Genomic DNA, 16,575 nt, shown 5'->3' with positions numbered 1-16,575 from the left:
ATCAGTGGCTGCCCCTGGCCTCGTTGAGATGCTCGAGCGCCCCGCACCGCAGTGCCTGGGATTCGGCGGCGAGCGTGATCATCTGGTAGCCCAGCCCCGCCAGTGTGCGTCCCGCCGCGCCGGATCCGCCGTGGATCGCGGCGATGACGCCCGCCGCCGACGCCGCCTGCCGGATCCGTGTCATCGCCTCCCGCAGGCCGGGGTGGGTGGTGGCCTGGGCGACGTCCATGCCCATCGAGACCGCCAGATCGGCGGGCCCGACGTAGACGCCGGCCAGTCCGGGCACCGCGCAGATCTGCTCCACCTCGGCGAGGGCGGCGGCGGTTTCGATCATCGCGAACACCTCCGCGCGTGATTCCAAGGCGATCAGGTCACGGCCCAGCGCGGGCCGCAGCGGGCCGAAGCTGCGGACCCCCGCCGGGGGGTAGCGGGCGGCGGACACCGCGGTCGCCGCCTGCTCGGCGCTTTCGATCATCGCGATGATCACCGCGTCGGCGCCGGCATCGAGCACCCGGCCGATCGGCGCCGGATCCGCGTTCGGCAGCCGCACCGCGGTGGCGATCGGCAGGTGTTCGGCATGGCGCAGCATCCCGGCGATCGCGGCATCATCGAGATAGCTGTGTTGGGCGTCGAAGCCCACGTAGTCGTAGCCGGCCCGGGCGAATTCCTCCGGCCCCAGCACCGTGGGCCCGGTGATCCAGCCGCCCCACAGCGGTGCCCGGTCTGCCAGCGCGGCACGCAACGCCGAGATCATGCGACGATCGCGATCTTGACCCGGTCCGGCACCGGGCGGCTCGCCAATTCGAAGGCGGCCTGTACGTCCTGGCAGCCGAAGACGTGGGTGACGTAGCCGCCCAGCAGTTCGGGATGCTCGGCGGCGAACTTGCCGGCTGCCTCCAGCATCCGCCCGCGGTCCCGGGTCACCCCCGATATCAAGGTCAGGTTGTTGCGCAGCATGGTGCGCATGCTGATCGGGTAGCTGTCGTCGTCGGGGACACCGAAGTAGAAGACGGTGCCGCCGGGCGCGACGGCTTCGATCGCGTGGTTAAGGGTGGCGACCTGGTGGCCGACGGCCTCGATCACGATCTCCGGCCGGTCGGCGGTGTCCAGGTGGTGCACCCAGCGATCGCTGGTGGACTGCACCACCGTGTCGACGCCGAACGCGGCGGCCACCTCTCGCCGGTCGACCGGGTCGACGCCGGTGACGCGGCGCGCACCGGCGGCTTTGGCGACCGCGCTGAACAGCAGCCCGATCGAGCCCTGACCGAGCACCGCGACATGGCGGCCGGCCAGGTCGGGAAGCTGTTCGACCGCGTAGAGCACGCACGCCAGCGGTTGCAGGCCCACCGCGTGCGCCGGCGCCAGGGTCGGGTCGTAGCCGGCGAGCCCCTCGCCGTCGGCGATGACCCGCTGCATCAGGCCGTCGAAGCCGGACGCCCAGCCGACGACACGGTCGCCGGGGCGGTGCCGCGGGTGCCGGCTGGCGATCACATCTCCGACGATCTCGTGGATCGGGAATCCGTTCTTCTCCGCCGCGCAGGCACCGCTGTCGCCGGCCAGCCTGCCCTGCGCCCCGCGGAACGCGGGCAGGTCGCTGCCGCACACCCCCGCGGCGACGAAGGACAGCAACACTTGGTCCTCGCCGAGCTGATGCTCGGTGAGGTCGGGGACCTCGATTCGCTCGAATTCGTAGGGCGCGATCAGCCGGTGGGCCCACATGTCCTCAGACCTCCACCGGGATGGTGTTCCAGCCCCACTGGAAACTCGACGGCAGTCGGGTGGCGCGGTCGTCGGCGATGCGGTAGTCGCCGACCCGGCGCAGCCATTCGGCCACCAGGACGGTGATCTCCAGCCGGGCCAGGTGGTAGCCGATGCAGAAATGCTGGCCGCGGCCGAATGCCAGCGATCGTTTGATCGGCCGGTTCCAGTGGAATTCGTCGGGGTCGGGGTACTCGCGCTCGTCGCGGGCGGCCGAGGCCAGCAGCGTGATGATGCGCTGCCCCGGAGCAATAACGGTGTCGTGCAACGTGAACGGTTTGCGGGCGGTCCGGGCGAACCATTGCGCCGGTGCGCAGTAGCGGATCATCTCCTCGCGGGCCTGTTCCACCCTGTTCAGGTCGGCCCGCACCGCGGCGAGTTGCTCGGGACGCCGCGCCAGCTCCCACAGTCCGTGCGCGACGATCTTGGGCACTGTCTCGGTGCCGCCGATGAAGATGCACAGCAGTTGGGTGGCCGCCTCGACGTCGTCGAGGGCACGACCGTCCGGCAGGCGGTAGCGCAGCATCCCGTCGACGATCGGCAGCGGGTCGTGCGACTGGTCGGCACGCCGGCGTTGGACCGCCGGAATGAGGTAGTCCAGGTAGTCGGGTCGGGCCGCGGCGGTGTCGACGCCGTTGCCGGCCTGCGCGAGGCTGCCGGCGTTCACCGCCGCCAGGACCTCGGCGGCGCAGTCCAGCGGGATGCCAAGTAACTCGCAGACCACCTGGGCCACAACGATTCCGCTGTAGTCAGCGGTCAGGTCGAAGCTGCCCTGCGGCAGCAGCTCATCCAGCCGCTGATTGGCCAGCGCGCGGATCCGGTCCGTCCAGTCGGTCACCGACCGGGGCCGAAACGCCGGTGACTGCAGCCGGCGGATGTCGTCGTAGATCGGCTTGTCGAAGACGGCGTGGAAGGGCAGGGGCTTGAGCGGCGGATCCGGAACCGGTCCGCTGTTGTGGCGGGCCAGTACGTTTGCGGCGGGCAGTGTTCCCTCGGAGGCGACGAACGTGCCGTCGCCGACGGCGAGCACCTCCCAGATGTCATCGAAGCGGGACAGCGCGTACAGATCCCATGTGGGCACGTAGTACACCGGGTGGTGATCGCGCAGCACGCGATAGTACGACAGCGGGTCGGCCATCACCGCCGGGGCAAACGGGTCGTAGCAAAAATCCGAGTCGAAGCCTTGGGCTGCAACCGTTTTCATTCGCCACCACCCTGCAGCGGCGAGGGTGGCAGGGCCTGCAGGATGGAGTCCTCCCAGCCGTCGCGCAGTGCCGGCGCCACGCTCATCCAGGTCACGATCTCGGCCGGCGGTTGGTCCTTCCAGGACGGGTAGTGCTCGGCGAAGCAGTCCCAGTCACCGTCGAGCGCCCAGTAGTGGATGACCTCGTTGAAACGGAAGGTGGTAGTGAACGAACCGAGCCAGCGCTTGCCGGTGCGTTCTGACCACGGCACGTACAGCCGCTCCAGCTCCCGGATGTAGTCATCCTGGCGGCCGGGCTTGGTCTGCATGATCTCCTGGATCACCAGGGCGGCATCGAAGTCGATGTCACGCAGCTGGGCCAGGGTCTTGTTGTGGGGCCCGGGGTACATGATGCGGCCCTCACCGGATGCGCCGATGCCGGTGAGGTAGGCCGACCACTCGGCGGCGGAGTGCTCGTGGCTGCCACCGCGAGCCTGCGCGCGCCCGATGCGGGCGTAGTCGGCGAAGGCGTCGATCTCCCAGATGAGCGTGACCTGCGGCCAGTGGCCGTTATAGCGGGTGGTCTCCCACAACCCGAACAGCCGGGCGCCCAGCTCGCTCATCATCGGCTGGTAGATGTCGGTGAACGCCCCGGTGAATTCGGCGCCGAGGCCGCGGCCGAGATCGATGGTCTCGTGCAGATACAACAGCGTGTGGTCGTAGTGCCTACGCATCAATCGACCGGCACCAGATCGGAATGGACAGGCAGACAGCGCTTCCGGTCGCTTCGGAACAGCTCCGGACAGTCGATCTGACTGTCGACCGGGGCCTCGGCGGCCAGCAGGGCTTGGCGCTTGAAGGCCCGCCCCCCGACGGTGAGCACGTGGCGGACCGCGCTGAGCCGGTGACTCACCGTCAGCGGCCAGCTGTCGCCCCACAGCACCACCTCGGTCGCGCTGCGCCGCAGCGCCAGCTGTACCCGCCGGCCGATGCGGGGGTCTCTGGTCACCGCGTCGGCGACGACCGCGAGCCCGTGCCCCGCCACGTCGCCGCCGGCCGCGGACAGCGCGGTCTCCAGGTCGGTGGTCTGCACGCCGAGGATCTGCAACGGCCGCAGGTTCTGCTGCGCCGGCACCATCACGGTGACGTCCCACCCGGTCGCCACCCGGTGATACAGCCATCCGCCGGCCGCCTGCACCAGTGCGGTGACGTCGAGCGCCATGACATCGAGGTGGTAGCGCAGATGCGGATCCTCGGACTGCGGGTCCAGTGCCGCAGCGGTGCTTGTCATCGCATCATCCCAGCTCGTCGTGAGAATCCGGACGGCACCACCGACCGGATGCGCTCCGCTCGACCGCGGAACCCAACTCTGGGAGATATTACAGTTGGCGCCGAAGTTGTAAAGTCACGAATTGATGGCACGGCCGCGCCGCGCGCTAAGGGAAAGGGGTGGGGCGAAGTGAGTCTGGTCGCCGGGCACGGCCCCCTCAGCACCGAGCGGGCCGGCTGGTTCGCTCCGGAGATCACGACGGACCTGGTGTATGTCGAGCCGCACCCGCGCCGGGTACAGGCGGTCCGCGCTGATCGCACCGTGCTGGATACCGAACGCGTCCTGCTGGTGCACCGCCGCGGTCAGCCGCTCGGCTACGCCTTCCCGCTCGATGCGGTCGGCGATCTGCCGCACCACGCCGTGCCGGAGGCGCCCGGGTTCGTCCAAATCCCCTGGGATGCAGTGGACAGCTGGTTCGAAGAGGGCCGGCAACTCGTGCACTATCCGCCCAACCCGTATCACCGGGTCGACTGCCGGCCCACCCGGCGCACGCTGCGCGTCGAGGTCGCCGGCGTACCGCTGGTGGACACCGATGACACGGTGATCGTGTTCGAGACCGCCCTGGAGCCACGGCTGTACGTCGCCCCGGAATTCGTCCGCACCGATCTGCTGCGGGCGTCGGCGACCTCGACCTACTGCAACTACAAGGGCCACGCGAGCTACTGGTCCGCGGTCGTCGGCACGACCGTCGTCGAGAACGTGGCATGGAGCTATCCGGCTCCGCTGCCCGAAAGTCGGCAGATCGCAGGGTTTTTCAGTTTCGACATGACCCTTGTCGACGGCTTCGCGGCACTGCCGGCGCCCGTCGATCCCCGCGCGCTATAGCCGCGCGTGTTCGCTGATCTTGTTGTCGCTGGTGCGCAGCGGGCGAATGAGGCCGTCCTGGGCGAAGGAGGCGAGCAGTTCGCCCTCTTCGGTGTGCACGGTCCCGCGGACATAGGACATGCCCGCTCCGACCTGGGTGCTCTCGTGCCCGTAGAGAATCCAGCCATCCCAGCGCACCGGCTCGTGGAAACTCACCGTGACGGTCATCGGTGCGGTGGAGACGGTCAGATGCGACTGGCTGGTGCCGATGCCGGCGTGCGCGCGCATGGTGGTCGAGATGCCCAAATGCCCGGTGAAATAAGCGATCAACGCCTTGGCGAGGTCCTCGCGAGCGGGAATGGGATCGTAGTGCAGCCAGGCGTAGAGCTCGGGTGGCCCCACCTCATCGGGGCTGTTGACGTCGACGACGTCGACCAGGCGCACCTGGCGCCCCTCCATCGCCATCTCGCAGGGGTTGGCCTGCGCGGGGGAGGCGACGTCCGGGCGCGGCAGGTGGTGGGTGATGACATCGGCCGACGGGACGTCGGCGAGCACCGTCATGGTCGCGCAGCGCTTGCCGTTCTGCAGCACCGAAATGACCGCGGTGGCCGTCGAGCGGCCCTCGCTGACCACGTCGATGGCGTACTCCGCCGGCGCCCCCACCAGCACCGCCCGGGCGAACACGGCGTGCACTGAACGGATGGACTTGTCGGCGAAGCGTCTCGCCGCCCCGACGATGGCCTGCGCCAGCAGCTGGGTGCCCTCCACCACCTGCCGTTCGTCGTCGGCGGCGAGGCCGGTCGCGCCGGTGAACCGGTCCGGACCGTCCCTTCTCACCTCGAACAGATCCAGCAGGCCGCTGACCGACCAGTGCGTGGTCGGGGAGACGCCTTCGGCGGTACCGGTCCTTGCGGAAGTCTCTGCCATTCCGCGAGCGTGACATTTCCCTCATGTTTTGTAAAGTGGGCTGGGTTGCGTCCACGACCGCGAACAGGAGGACGACAGTGTTGAGCATCGCGGAAACATGCTCGGGACCCGGCGCCGCGGCGGCCGGGCTGACTCCGGCACCGTTGGCCGGCGGCTTCTGCTTCGGTGAAGGTCCGCGCTGGTTCGAGGGCCTGCTGTGGTTCTCCGACATGCTCGGCGAGGCGGTCCACACCGTTGACCTGAGGGGCTCGATGACGACGGTGCCGCTGCCCGGGCACACCCCGACCGGGTTGGGCTTCCGGCCGGACGGTTCGCTGGTGATCGCGTCCGCCGAGAACCGCCAGGTTCTCTGCTACGACGGTGACACGGTCACCGTGGTGGCCGACCTCGGCGAGTACGTGCCCGCCGACCTCGGCGACATGGTGGTCGACGCGGCCGGGCGCAGCTACATCGGTTCGCAGGCCTACACCGGCGGCGTGATCGTGCGGGTCGACCCGGACGGAGGCGTGCATACCGTCGCCACGGATCTCGACTTTCCCAACGGCATGGTGATCACCGGCGACGGCGCCACCCTGATCGTCGCCGAATCGATGGGCCGCCGGCTCACGGCGTTCACGATCGGCGCCGACGGCGGACTGACCGACCGCAGGATCTTCGCCGACGCCCTCGACGGGCCGCCCGACGGCATCGCGCTCGACGCGGCCGGAGGAGTCTGGACGTCGATGACGCTGGCCCACCAGTTCGAGCGCGTGACGCAGGGGGGCACCGTCACCCACCGCATCACGGTGGGCGACCGGGCCGCGATCGCCTGCGCACTGGGCGGGCCCACGCGCCGCACCCTGTTCTTGCTGTCGAGCACCGGCGCCTACCCCAAGCGGCTGATCGGGACCCGCGAATCGCGCGTGGACATGGTGACCGTGGAGATACCCGGCGCCGGGCTGCCCTGACCGGGAACCGACACGTGGATACGACCGACTCCTACTACCAACTGCTTGACGCCGCCGACCCGCGGGGCGAGAAGTTCTGCGCCACCGATCTGGTGCGCGGCACCTGGTCGGCCCAGATCCAGCACGCCGCACCGGTTTCGGCGCTGCTGGTGCGTGCACTGGAGCGCCACGAGGCCCGCGACGCCACCCGGCTGAGCCGCGTCGCCATCGACCTGTTGGGCCCGGTTCCCGCCGAGGGTGCGCTGTGGGTCCGCGCGCAGGTCGAGCGGGCCGGCAAGCAGATCGAACTCATCAGCGCCGAGATGCTGGCGCCGGGTCCTGACCAACGTCCCCGGCCTGTCGCCCGCGCGTCCGGCTGGCGGCTGCAGACCGTGGACACCGGTGAGGTCAGGCACGCCACGGCTCCCCCGCTGCGGCCGGTCAGCGAGGCGCGCAGCAACAACATGCACGCGCAGTGGGACCGCAATTACGTGCACAGCCTGGACTGGCGCTGGCTGACCACACCGCTCGCCCCCGGCGCCGGCGAGGCCTGGATCTCCCCGATCGTGACCGTGGTGGCCGACGAGGAGATGTCCCCGCTGCAGCGACTGTTCGCGGTGGCCGACGACGCCAACGGCGTGGGCACCAAACTCGACATCAGCAGGTGGACGTTTCTCAACACGGACCTGGTCGTGCACATCCACCGGATTCCCGACGGCGAGTGGATCGGGATCCGCGCCGAGACCAGCTACGGGCCGGACGGTATCGGAACGACCATCGGCACCCTGTTCGACGAGCACGGAGCGGTGGCCGGCATTCAGCAATCGGTGCTGGTGCGGCGGCGGTAGCGGCCGATCCGGCGGTGCCCGCGCCGACACGCGACGCGGCGCGGACGTGACTTGTGGCGAATCGGTGCCGATAATTGCCCTACCGCCCCATCCCGTGCGGCCCCGCGACGGTGAGGAACGATGGCCAGGCACCCAACCCGCGTGACACTCACACTATTTTTTGTAAAGTCTCCGGTATGACCCGCAGCGCCGAGGACGGCCCCGACAGTTCGACCCGGCAGCGGATCCTTGCGGCCACCGCCGAAGTCCTCGGCCGCAACGGACTGACCAAGCTCAGCCTGTCCGAGGTGGCCACCCAGGCCGGGGTGTCACGCCCCACCCTGTACCGGTGGTTCCCGTCGAAAGAGGAACTGGTTTCGGCGTTCTCCCGTTACGAGCGGCACATCTTCGATAGCGGCCTCAGCAAGGCCACCGAAGGCCTGAAGGGCACCGAAAAACTCGATGCCGCACTGCGTTTCATCGTCGACTACCAGCACTCCTCCACCGGCGTCCGGATGATCGACATCGAACCCAAGCACGTGCTCGGCGACTTCTCCCGGATCATCGTCCCGATGCGTGAGGGGCTGCAGCGGATGCTGACCGGTCCGGATGCCGCGGTGAAGGCGGCGGCGGCCATCCGGATTGCCATCTCGCACTACATCATTCGCAGTGACGACTCGGACCAGTTCCTCGCCCAGCTGCGCCAGGCGGTGGGAATCAAGCACCGCTAGCTAGTCGAAGAGCACGGCGGCGTTGAGGTAACCGGTCGGATCGAACGCGGCTTTGACCGTGCGCATCGCGGCGATATCGGCCGGCCCGCGCGACATCGACAGGTAGGGCCGCTTGCGGCTGCCGACCCCGTGTTCAGAACTGACATTGCCGCCGCACTCCGCGATGAGCTCCATCATCGCCGCGTACAGCCCGGGTTCGGCCTCCGCCGAGCAGCGCAGCACGTTCAGGTGCAGGTTGCCCTCACCGATATGGCCGAACAGCACCGGCAGCGCCTCCGGTGCGTGCCGGCCCACCACGGTGCCCGCCGCCGCGGCGAACCGGGCCACCGCGGCCAACGGCAGCGAGACGTCGAACTTCAACGGTGGGCCGAACGCCCCCAGCACGTCGGCGACCGCCTCGCGGACCCGCCAGAGCCGCTGCCGGGTGGCGGTGTCGACGCCGACCGCCGGCTCGTCGCCGGGTGACACCTGCTCGAGCAGGCCGAAGAGCCGATCGGTCTGGTCGGTGTCGCCGGCCAGCTCCACCAGCAGCAGCCAGTCGCCGCCCACCGGCGCAGCGACCCCGAGCCGCTCTGCGGTGAGCGCGGCGACGCGCGCGTCGATCAGCTCCAGCGTCGCGATGCCGTCCAGATCACGGAAGACTCGGGCGGCATCAACCAGGGCAGCGAGCCCGGTGAAGCCGCAGACCGCGGTGACCCGGTGCGCCGGCACCGGGCGCAATCTGAGGTCCAGGCCGGTGATGACGCCCAGGGTGCCCTCGGCGCCGACGAACAGTGCCGGCAGGTTGTAGCCGGTGTTGTCGGCGCGCACCCGGCTGTGCCGGCGCAGTAGCGAGCCGTCGGGCAGCGCCACCTCGACCCCGAGAACCTGCTCGGCCATGTTGCCGTAATGCACGGTCGCCAGCCCGCCGGCGTTGGTCGAGGCCATCCCGCCGACGGTTGCGGTGTCGCGGGCGGTCAGGTCGACCCCGAACAGCAGGCCGGCTGCGGCGGCGGCATGCTGCACCGCCGCGAGTGTGGCGCCTGCGCCCACGCTGACCCGACGCTCTTTCGCGTCGACCTCGGCGATGGCGTTCAGCCGCTCGGTGGACAGCAACACGTCATCGTGTTCGGGGACGGTGCCGGCCACCAGCGAGGTACGCCCGCCCTGGACGGTGACATGCGCACCGTCGTCCCGGCAGACCCGCAGCACCGCGGCGACCTCGTCGGAGGATCCCGGCCGCACCAGCGCGCCGGCCCGGCCCCGGTAGCGGCCGGTGTAGTCGACGCTGCGTCCGGCCAGCACGTCGGGGTCGTCGGTGACATGGGCGGGTCCCACCACATCGGCCAGGCTCTGCAGCAGGCTCGCTGTCACCGCCCCGGTCTACCACACGCCGCGCTACCTTTCTCCGTATGGCTTCCCGTGAAGACGTCACCTTCCGATCCGGCAACGACTCCGTCAGCGCGTGGCTGTACCGGCCCGACGACACCGGCCCGAACGGGGCACCGCTGCTGGTCATGGCGCACGGACTAGGTGCGGTGCGAACCATGCGGCTGGACGCCTACGCCGAGCGGTTCGCCGCGGCCGGTTACGCCTGCCTGGTCTTCGACTACCGCAACTTCGGTGCCAGCGGTGGGGCGCCGCGCCAGCTGCTCGACGTGGGCCTGCAGCTGGCCGACTGGGCCGCGGCGGTCGACTTCGCGCACACCCTGGCCGGAATCGACCCGGCCCGGATCGGCTTGTGGGGCACCTCGTTCAGCGGCGGGCACGTCATCGCCACCGCGGCGCGGCTACCGGTGGCGGCGGTGGTGGCGCAGTGCCCGTTCACCGACGGGATCGCCTCGGCGCGCACCATCCCGCCGCTGACCCTCCCGCGGGTCAGCCTGCTGGCCCTGCGTGACCTGGCCGCGGCCCGGCTCGGCAATCCGCCGGTGATGGTGGCCACCGCCGGCCGCCCCGGCGAGGTCGCGCTGATGACCACGCCGGACTCCTACCCGGGCTACCTGCGGCTGGTCCCGGAGGGTCAGACCGTGCGCAACGAGATCGCCGCCCGGCTGGGGATGAAGATCATCGCCTACCGGCCGGGCCGGCTGGCGGCCAAGGTGGCGTGCCCGATCCTGTTCTGCGTCTGCGATCGCGACTCGGTCGCCCCGGCGGGCCCGACGCTGCGCTATGCCGCCCGGGCACCCCGCGGCACGGTCAAGCGGTATGACGAGGGGCACTTCGACATCTACGTCGGCGACGCCTTCGAGCGGGTCGTCGCCGACCAGCTGGATTTCCTGGACCGCAACCTCAAAACGGCCGGGGCCTGAACCGCCTACACCCCCAACGGGGATTCGACCCGGATCTTCTCTTCGCGGATCAGGCCGCGCAGCAGTGCGGTACTGAACTCCGCGGCGATCTCCTTGGCGCTGCGCCGGCCGCTGGGCCGCAGCCAGCGGTAGGCCCCCAGCGTCATCCCGATGTAGCCGAGCGCCAGCACATGTGAGTCGCACTGGTAGAACTCGCCGCTGTCGATACCCCGGTCGATCAGGCCGTGCACGTGCTCGTAGACCTGGGTCTCCTTCTCCCGGACCTCGGCGACCTGTTCGTCGGTGAACCACTCGGTGATGTAGGGCTGCTCCTGGAAGTAGACCGCCGCGCCCTCCGGGTTGGCGGCGATCTGGTCGAGCAGGCGCACCGTGTACTGGTACAGCGCCTCGCGGGCGGTCCAGGACGGGTCGTCATGTACGGCGGCCAGCGTGCGTTCCGCGGCCTGCTGGTAGATGTCGTAGAGGATCAGCGACTTGCTCGCGTAATAGTGGTAGACGGTCGCCTTGTTCAGGCCGACCACGTCGGCGACGTCGTCCATGCGGGTGCCGTGGTAGCCGCGGGCGGCGAAGAGCTTGGTGGCGACCGCGAGCAGCTCCTCGCGGCGGGAGGGACCCTGGGCAGAGTTCCCCGACCCGCCCTTGTCGTTTGGCATGTGCACTCGCTATTCGACCGCCGGAGTCATCCGGTCTCAATCAACTGGTTGGAAGGATTCTATGCAGACCGCTGTCGGACCGTTGACGAGGCGACTAAACTGGTGCAATCCAACTTGAGGGGTTGATGATATGGGTCCTGGTTACGGTTACGATCCGAATCCGGATTACGAGCTGACCGATGAAGCCGAGTTCTTCTTCAAGTACCTCACCTGGGGCTTGCGCGGTGTCGACGGCGGCGGCGGCTACCCCCCGCAGAACTACCCGCCGATCTAGTCCGCAGCCCGACGCACGGCCCCCGATCCGCCCCGGATCGGGGGCTCTTTGCTGGGGGCCACCTCCCGTTGGCGGGGCACTGCCCCGCCGGGGCCGCCGGCCCGGTGTCTTATCGTGGCCAGGTGACCTCCCAGCCGGAACTGCCCGGGGCGTGGAATTTTCGCGACGTTTCCCAGACCACCGGCGTGCTGCGCCCGGGCCGGCTGTTCCGGTCCAGCGAGCTGAGCCGCCTCGACGATCGCGGCCGCGAAGAGCTGCTGCGGATCGGAGTCTCCGACGTCGCGGACCTGCGATCGCCACGGGAGGTGACGCGTCGCGGGCCCGGCCTGGTGCCCGACGGCGTCGATGTGCACCTGCTGCCCTTCCCCGACCTGGCCGGCGACCAGTCGCCCGACAGCTACTCGCCGCACGAGGACGCCTTCCGCAAGATGATGGCCGAGAAGCCCGACGCCGACTCGGCGGCCGACGTCGCGGCCCAGTACATGCTCAAGGAGTACCGGCGTTTTCCCACCCTCGGCGGATCCCGGCGGGCGGTGCAGCGGGTGGTGTCACTGTTGGCGGCGGGCCGGCCGGTGCTGGCGCACTGTTTCGCCGGTAAGGACCGCACCGGCTTCGTCGTCGCGGTGGTGCTGCAGGCGGCCGGGGTGGAGCGGGATGCGGTGCTGGCCGACTACCTACGCAGCAACACCGCGGTACCGATCCTGCGGGACCGGATCATGGACATGATCCGGCGGCGCCCGGAGAGCGAGATCACCCCGGAGGTGCTGACCTTCACCGAGGCCCGGCTCTCCGACGAGGTGCTCGGTGTGCGCGCCGACTACCTGGAGGCCGCCCACGAGTCGATCGAGCGGAACTTCGGCTCGCTGGACGGCTTCCTGCACGCCTGCGGTGTCCTTGACGCCGATCGGGAGGGCCTGCGCACCGCACTGCTCGGCTGACAGCCTCCGCGATGCCTCGGTCACGCTCGGAGGTAGGGCGCGCCAACCGGAAATTTCCCTTGCCATCGACTGACGGGAAAGTTAACGTCGATCCCGAGGCTCGTCTAGGGGGTTTCTCATGAAATTTGCACATCGCCCCTATGCAGTGATCGGCTGCGCCATGATCGGCGCGGGCATGGTCGCGGTCAGCCCGATAGCACCACCGGACGTTCAGGCTCGGGCCGTGCGCCTGATGGCCGGTGATCCCGCCGATCCGTCGATCGGGCTGGTGATCGGCGGCAGCGGCATCCCGATCCCCGGGTCCGGCTATGTGCAGGCCGCCGACCAGCTCTATATCGACAATCCGCTGCACCCCGTCTACCCCGGCACCACCTACCCCGGTGTGCTCGCGAACGGCGTCTTCACGCCGGAGGGGCTTTATCCGCTCGACGGCATCAACGTGTTGCGCTTCAACTACCCCAACGATGCCAGCGGTTTTCCCTCCCAGACCACCTCGGTGGGTCAGGGCCTCACGATCCTGGATGACTGGATCAAGGCCAACAATGCGGCCGGCGCCACCACCACCGTGTTCGGGTACTCGCAGAGCGCGACGATCGCAAGCCTGGAGATGGAGAAGCTGCAAGCGGAAGGCCTCGGCGGTTCGCCGGTGCAGTTCCTGCTGATCGGCGACCCCAGCGCACCCAACGGCGGCATTCTCGAGCGCTTCAGCGGCTACGAGACGACATCGGGAGAAACGCACGACCTGCCGCTGAACCTGCCGAGCCTGGGCTTCAGCTTCGACGGCTCGACCCCGGCCGATGCGTTCCGCACCTCCATCTACTCGATGGAGTACGACGGCTTCACCGACTTCCCCCGCTACCCGTTGAACTTCCTGGCCGACCTGAACGCCTTCCTCGGCATCCGGCAGATCCATGGCACCTACCTGAACGGGGGCGTGGACGGCAGCGGCCCGACACCCGAGCAGATCGCCAACGCGACACTCCTGCCGGGTTCGGCGGACCTCGGAACATCCGACAGCCTCACCAATTACTACATGATCGATCAGACCGCACCACTGGTGGCGCTGCTACCGAAACCGTTGCAGGACCTGCTCGGCCCGGCCCTGACGTACCTGATCAACCTCGGCTACGGCGACGGCGACTTCGGATACTCGACCGCACCGGCCAACGTAGCCACCCCGTTCGGGCTGTTCCCCGACGTCGACCCGACGACGGTGTTCAACGATCTCGTCGACCGGCTCGAGCAGGGCTGGCAGGCGTTCCAGGGTGACCTGGCCGATCCGGCGGCGCTGATGGCGGCGTTCTCCCCCGCGGTCTCCGACGCCGTCACCCACACCGCGATGACGACCCTGCCGTCGTTGTCCGACATCATCGACGCCTTCACCAGCGCTACCTCGGCGATCAACGGCGCGCTGTCGGGGACCTCGGACATCGTCAACGCCCTGCTCACCAGCGTGCCGTCCTACGACCTCAGCCTGTTCACCGCCAACCTGCAGAGCGGTGATCTGCTCGACGCATTCGGTCTGCCATTCGCGGCCAACACCGCGATCTACACGCTGGCGGCCGGTTTCGAGGTTCAGCTGATCACGAACACGATCTCGGAGATCAACGCCGCGTTCGCCGGCCTGGGCTTCTGAGCGGCCCGAGGCCGGCGACCGGCCACTACTGCAGCGAGAAGCTGGCCGCCTTGGCCGCCGACAGGTCGGCGATGGTCGACCACTGGGCGGCGACGTCATCGACCGACGGCGGGCTCTCGAAGCTGGCGCCGGCGTTCTCGAACAGCGCCGCCCGCTGCACCTTGCCGCCGCCGGCGATGAACACCGAGCCGGTCTCGGCGACCTCTTCGGTGCACAGGTAGGCGACCACCGGCGCGACGTACTCGGGCTTGAGCTTCTCCAGCACCTCCGGCGGCAAGATGTCCTCGGTCATCCGCGTGGCGGCGATCGGGGCGATCGCGTTGGCCTTGATGTTGTACTTGGCGCCCTCGATGGCCAGGGTGTTGATCATGCCGACCAGGCCGAGCTTGGCGGCCCCGTAGTTGGCCTGCCCGAAGTTGCCGAACAATCCACTGGTGGAGGTGGCGACCACGACCCGGCCGTAGCTCTGCTCGCGGAAGTGCGGCCAGGCGGCCCGGACCACGTTGTACCCGCCGTAGAGGTGCACCTGCAGCACGGCGTTCCAGTTCTCGAAGGTCATCTTGTGGAAGGTGCCGTCGCGCAGGATGCCGGCGTTGCTGACCACGCCGTCGACCTTGCCGAACTCGTCGATCGCGGTCTTGATGATGTTGGCCGCACCGTCGGCGTCGGCGACACTGTCGTAGTTGGCGACGGCCCGGCCGCCGGCCTCTTTGATCTCGGCGACCACCTGGTCGGCCATGTTGTGGCCGGCTCCGGTGCCGTCCCGGGCACCACCGAGATCGTTGACCACCACACTGGCCCCCTCGCGGGCCAAGGTCAGGGCGTATTCACGGCCCAAGCCTCCACCGGCCCCGGTGACGACGACAACACGATCCTGCACTCCGGGCATAAGCTTCCTTCCTCGATTCGATCGCACGCTAGAACAGGCGACGCGCCAACTTCCAGGCCTTATCTGTATACGGGGGATAGATCAGGCGCGCCAGGTCGGGTCGGGTCGGCTTGGTCAGCACGGCCTTGCGGTGGCTGAACTCCTCGAAGCCCCACCGACCGTGGTAGGCCCCCATCCCGGACGGTCCGACTCCGCCGAAGGGCAGCTTGGCGGTGGACACCTGGAACACCAGGTGGTTGACCAGCATGCCACCGGAGGGCACCTGGTTGATCACCTTCTCGCGCACCGCACGGGTCTTGGTGAACAGGTAGGCCGCCAGCGGCTTGGGGCGGGCGTTGACGAAACGGATCGCGTCGTCGACGGAGCCGACGGAGATCACCGGCAGAATCGGCCCGAAGATCTCGTTGGTCATCAACGCCTCGGACGGGTCGGGGTCGACGACCACGGTCGGTTCGATCCGCAGTGTCGCGGGGTCCGAGCCGCCGCCGAGCGCCACCGTTCCGCTGGTACTGGCCAAATAGCTTGTGAGACGGTCGAATTGACGGTCGTTGACGATGCGCATGCCGTGCGGCTCTTGCGCCCGGAAGTCGGTGATGGCCCGGCCGATCGCGGCGACCAGCTCATCGCGGATCGTGATGTCGGCCAACACGTAGTCCGGCGCGACGCAGGTCTGGCCCGCGTTGAGCAGTTTGGTCCAGGCGATCCGCTTGGCCGCGACATCGATGTCGGCGTCGGCGGCCACGATGCACGGACTCTTGCCGCCCAGTTCCAGCGTCACCGGGGTCAGGTGTTCGGCCGCACTGGCCATGATCTTGCGTCCGATCTCGGTTCCGCCGGTGAACATCACCCGGTCGAAACCCTGCGCGATCAGCTCCTGGCTGACCGCTCCGTCGCCCTCGACCACCACGATCGCCTCGGTATCCAGGTAGCGCGGCACCATCTCCGCCATCAGCTGAGACGAGGCGGGGGCGATCTCGGATGGCTTGAGCACCGCCGTGTTTCCGGCGGCGATGGCGCCCACCAGCGGGCCCAGGGTCAGATAGAACGGGAAATTCCAGGCGCCGATGATCAGTACCGTGCCGTACGGCTCGTACTCCACCCAACCGCGGCCGGGAAGCTGGGCCAGCTCGAGGAGCCGGTACTTGCGCCGCATCCACTTCTTGACGTGTTTGGCCGCATAGCGGGCCTCCGCTGCGGTGCCCGCGCTGTCGGCCAGCCAGGCCTCGAACGGCTTGCGGTCGAGGTCGGCGGCCAGCGCCGCGGCGATCTGCGCCTCGTTCTCGGTCATCATCTGCTCGAGGCGGTGCAACTGGGTGCGTCGCCATTGCACGTCGCGCGTGCGCCCGGTGGCGAAGGTGTCGCGGAGTCTGGTGACGATATCGGCGACGCCGGTAGTAGTGGTCATGGT

At 69.0% G+C, this 16,575-nt stretch carries 18 protein-coding genes; 8 read left to right on the top strand and 10 right to left on the bottom strand.

Features of this window, described 5'->3' with window-relative positions; translation table 11 throughout:
- Position 1: 1 nt before the first annotated feature.
- From BST28_RS11370 to BST28_RS11350, 5 genes are read right to left on the bottom strand one after another with little or no spacing between them, the layout of a single operon-like run.
- The gene (locus BST28_RS11370) at positions 2-754 is read right to left on the bottom strand and encodes an HpcH/HpaI aldolase family protein (protein WP_019736990.1); all 753 of its coding nucleotides are present in this window, start codon (positions 752-754) and stop codon (positions 2-4) included.
- Complete coding sequence (locus BST28_RS11365) at positions 751-1,719, bottom strand: zinc-binding dehydrogenase (protein WP_019736989.1); 969 nt, start codon at positions 1,717-1,719, stop codon at positions 751-753. The genes BST28_RS11370 and BST28_RS11365 overlap by 4 nt, the downstream gene beginning before the upstream one ends.
- A 4-nt stretch (positions 1,720-1,723) precedes the next feature.
- Complete coding sequence (locus BST28_RS11360; RefSeq protein ID WP_019736988.1) at positions 1,724-2,962, bottom strand: cytochrome P450; 1,239 nt, start codon at positions 2,960-2,962, stop codon at positions 1,724-1,726.
- Positions 2,959-3,675, bottom strand: coding sequence for a hypothetical protein (locus BST28_RS11355; protein WP_019736987.1), 717 nt, complete (start codon positions 3,673-3,675; stop codon positions 2,959-2,961). The genes BST28_RS11360 and BST28_RS11355 overlap by 4 nt, the downstream gene beginning before the upstream one ends.
- Positions 3,675-4,232 carry a hypothetical protein gene (locus tag BST28_RS11350; protein ID WP_019736986.1) on the bottom strand — a complete coding sequence of 186 codons (558 nt, stop codon included), beginning with the start codon at positions 4,230-4,232 and terminating at the stop codon, positions 3,675-3,677. Before BST28_RS11350 ends, BST28_RS11355 begins: the two co-directional genes overlap by 1 nt.
- 168 nt (positions 4,233-4,400) lie before the next feature.
- Between BST28_RS11350 and BST28_RS11345 the strand changes: the two genes are divergently transcribed.
- Positions 4,401-5,096 carry a DUF427 domain-containing protein gene (locus BST28_RS11345; protein WP_019736985.1) on the top strand — a complete coding sequence of 232 codons (696 nt, stop codon included), beginning with the start codon at positions 4,401-4,403 and terminating at the stop codon, positions 5,094-5,096.
- Here BST28_RS11345 and BST28_RS11340 read toward each other — a convergent pair.
- Positions 5,091-6,002, bottom strand: coding sequence for an acyl-CoA thioesterase (locus BST28_RS11340; RefSeq protein WP_019736984.1), 912 nt, complete (start codon positions 6,000-6,002; stop codon positions 5,091-5,093). The genes BST28_RS11345 and BST28_RS11340 overlap by 6 nt on opposite strands.
- A 128-nt stretch (positions 6,003-6,130) precedes the next feature.
- On the opposite strand from BST28_RS11340, the gene BST28_RS11335 reads away from it, so the two are divergent.
- The 3 genes from BST28_RS11335 to BST28_RS11325 all read left to right on the top strand — a co-directional run bounded on the left by BST28_RS11335 (position 6,131) and on the right by BST28_RS11325 (position 8,486).
- The gene (locus BST28_RS11335; RefSeq protein WP_029249187.1) at positions 6,131-6,949 is read left to right on the top strand and encodes an SMP-30/gluconolactonase/LRE family protein; all 819 of its coding nucleotides are present in this window, start codon (positions 6,131-6,133) and stop codon (positions 6,947-6,949) included.
- 14 nt (positions 6,950-6,963) lie between these two features.
- Complete coding sequence (locus tag BST28_RS11330) at positions 6,964-7,776, top strand: thioesterase family protein (RefSeq protein ID WP_019736982.1); 813 nt, start codon at positions 6,964-6,966, stop codon at positions 7,774-7,776.
- A 176-nt stretch (positions 7,777-7,952) separates the two neighbouring features.
- Positions 7,953-8,486: a TetR/AcrR family transcriptional regulator gene (locus BST28_RS11325; protein ID WP_083081067.1), complete on the top strand. Its 534-nt coding sequence runs from the start codon at positions 7,953-7,955 to the stop codon at positions 8,484-8,486.
- Here the strand turns inward: BST28_RS11325 and BST28_RS11320 are convergent, their stop codons facing one another.
- Positions 8,487-9,827, bottom strand: coding sequence for an FAD-binding oxidoreductase (locus BST28_RS11320; protein ID WP_083081124.1), 1,341 nt, complete (start codon positions 9,825-9,827; stop codon positions 8,487-8,489). It abuts the gene before it with no gap.
- A gap of 50 nt (positions 9,828-9,877) precedes the next feature.
- Between BST28_RS11320 and BST28_RS11315 the strand changes: the two genes are divergently transcribed.
- Positions 9,878-10,777 carry an alpha/beta hydrolase gene (locus BST28_RS11315; protein WP_083081064.1) on the top strand — a complete coding sequence of 300 codons (900 nt, stop codon included), beginning with the start codon at positions 9,878-9,880 and terminating at the stop codon, positions 10,775-10,777.
- Positions 10,778-10,782: 5 nt separating this feature from the next.
- Here the strand turns inward: BST28_RS11315 and BST28_RS11310 are convergent, their stop codons facing one another.
- On the bottom strand, positions 10,783-11,430 hold the full coding sequence (locus BST28_RS11310; protein WP_029249185.1) for a TetR/AcrR family transcriptional regulator: 648 nt from the start codon (positions 11,428-11,430) through the stop codon (positions 10,783-10,785).
- Positions 11,431-11,560: 130 nt separating this feature from the next.
- On the opposite strand from BST28_RS11310, the gene BST28_RS23295 reads away from it, so the two are divergent.
- The 3 genes from BST28_RS23295 to BST28_RS11300 all read left to right on the top strand — a co-directional run bounded on the left by BST28_RS23295 (position 11,561) and on the right by BST28_RS11300 (position 14,278).
- Positions 11,561-11,704: a hypothetical protein gene (locus BST28_RS23295; RefSeq protein ID WP_019736977.1), complete on the top strand. Its 144-nt coding sequence runs from the start codon at positions 11,561-11,563 to the stop codon at positions 11,702-11,704.
- Between the two features lie 122 nt (positions 11,705-11,826).
- Positions 11,827-12,642, top strand: coding sequence for a tyrosine-protein phosphatase (locus BST28_RS11305; RefSeq protein WP_019736976.1), 816 nt, complete (start codon positions 11,827-11,829; stop codon positions 12,640-12,642).
- Between the two features lie 118 nt (positions 12,643-12,760).
- Entirely contained in the window at positions 12,761-14,278 is a 1,518-nt protein-coding gene (locus BST28_RS11300) for a PE-PPE domain-containing protein (protein ID WP_083081062.1), read from the top strand.
- 25 nt (positions 14,279-14,303) lie between these two features.
- On the opposite strand, the gene BST28_RS11295 is transcribed toward BST28_RS11300, so the two are convergent.
- Both BST28_RS11295 and BST28_RS11290 read right to left on the bottom strand, forming a co-directional pair.
- Complete coding sequence (locus BST28_RS11295; protein WP_065289090.1) at positions 14,304-15,167, bottom strand: SDR family oxidoreductase; 864 nt, start codon at positions 15,165-15,167, stop codon at positions 14,304-14,306.
- A gap of 28 nt (positions 15,168-15,195) precedes the next feature.
- On the bottom strand, positions 15,196-16,572 hold the full coding sequence (locus tag BST28_RS11290) for an aldehyde dehydrogenase family protein (RefSeq protein WP_019736973.1): 1,377 nt from the start codon (positions 16,570-16,572) through the stop codon (positions 15,196-15,198).
- Positions 16,573-16,575 lie beyond the last annotated feature (3 nt).

The sequence above is a fragment of the Mycolicibacter kumamotonensis genome (assembly GCF_002086285.1).
Taxonomy (GTDB): domain Bacteria; phylum Actinomycetota; class Actinomycetes; order Mycobacteriales; family Mycobacteriaceae; genus Mycobacterium; species Mycobacterium kumamotonense.
The sequence above is the reverse complement of the archived record's forward strand: the minus strand, read 5'-3'. Positions and strand labels throughout refer to the sequence as shown.